General features: G+C 60.6%; 1 protein-coding gene. It reads left to right on the top strand.

Annotated elements, in window-relative coordinates; translation table 11 throughout:
- Window positions 1-155: 155 nt before the first annotated feature.
- A partial coding sequence (istA, locus tag PROAA_RS13575; RefSeq protein WP_245664285.1) for an IS21 family transposase occupies window positions 156-1,372 on the top strand: 1,217 nt, incomplete at its 3' end.

The following is a 1,372-nucleotide window of genomic DNA, read 5'->3' as shown; positions in this document are numbered from 1 at the left end:
TGCGTATTTCGCGGCATCGTGACCGGTGATTTCGCCGAAGCGTGACCGACGTTTCACGAAAGCGTGACCGCGATTTCGCGCTGAACGTGACCGATGAGGATGATGTTGCATGAATAGTTGAAGGTAGCCTTACCGCTTTTTGAAAGCGGACGAGGATGCCTCAGGAAAGACTATCCATGCGCAAGATACGAGACGTACTCCGCTACCGCCACAGCACCGGGCTCAGCCTGGACGCGACAGCTCGGGCGCTCAACATTTCCAAAGGCGTGGTCGCCAAATACATCCGACTGGCTGGTGCCGCCGGGTTGAGCTGGCCACTGCCTGACGAACTCGACGATAGTGGGCTGGAGAAACTGCTCTACCGGCAGGTCGCTGCCCGCGATCCCACCTACGCCGAACCTGATTACGCCTTGGTTCATCAGGAGTTGAAGAAGAAGGGCGTCACGCTTACGCTACTCTGGGAAGAGTATCTGCAAACGGTCGGCGGACGGGGGTATCAGTACACCGCCTTCTGCACCCGTTACAAGGACTGGACTGGGCAGCTGAAACGCTCGATGCGCCAGATTCACCGTGCCGGGGAAAAGTTGTTCGCCGACTACGCCGGCCCGACGGTGCCGATCATTGACGCGACCACCGGAGAGATCCGACCGGCCAGCATCTTCGTCGCCGTACTGGGCGCATCGAGTTACACCTTTGCCTGTGCTACGCCTGGGCAAACCCAGAACGACTGGCTGACCGGCATCGGCCGCGCACTGAAGTTCATCGGCGGCGTTCCCGCCCTAATCGTTCCCGACAATCCCCGCGCCCTGGTTGCCGTCGCGGATCGCTACGAGCCGGCGCTCAACCGGGCGACGGCCGAATTCGCCAATCACTACAGCACGGTGATCCTGCCGGCTCGGCCCCGAAAGCCGCAGGACAAGGCCAAGGTCGAAGTGGGTGTGCAGGTGGTCGAACGCTGGATATTGGCGAGGCTTCGTCACCGCAGCTTCTTCTCGGTGGCCGAACTCGATGCCGCCGTGGCCGAATTGCTGCCGGCGCTGAACAATCGCCCATTCAAGAAGCTCCCCGGCTGCCGCCGGGACGCCTTTGAATTACTTGACGCACCGTACCTGCGGCCACTTCCGGATTCCCCGTTCGTGCTGGCCGACTGGAAGAAGGCCCGCGTCAATATTGACTATCACGTCGAATACGAAGACAACTATTACAGCGTGCCGCATGCGCTTGTGCGGCAAGAGGTGGAACTACGCATCACGAAGAGTTGCATTGAAGTGCTGGCCAAGAGCAAGCGTGTTGCCAGCCACGGCCGCAGTTTCCGCAAAGCGCACTACTCAACTGTCACCGAGCACATGCCCGCTGCGCATCGCGCCCATGC

This window comes from Candidatus Propionivibrio aalborgensis (assembly GCF_900089945.1).
GTDB classification, from domain to species: Bacteria; Pseudomonadota; Gammaproteobacteria; order Burkholderiales; family Rhodocyclaceae; genus Propionivibrio; species Propionivibrio aalborgensis.
Note: the sequence above shows the minus strand (reverse complement) of the source record. Positions and strands in the feature narration are given on the sequence as shown.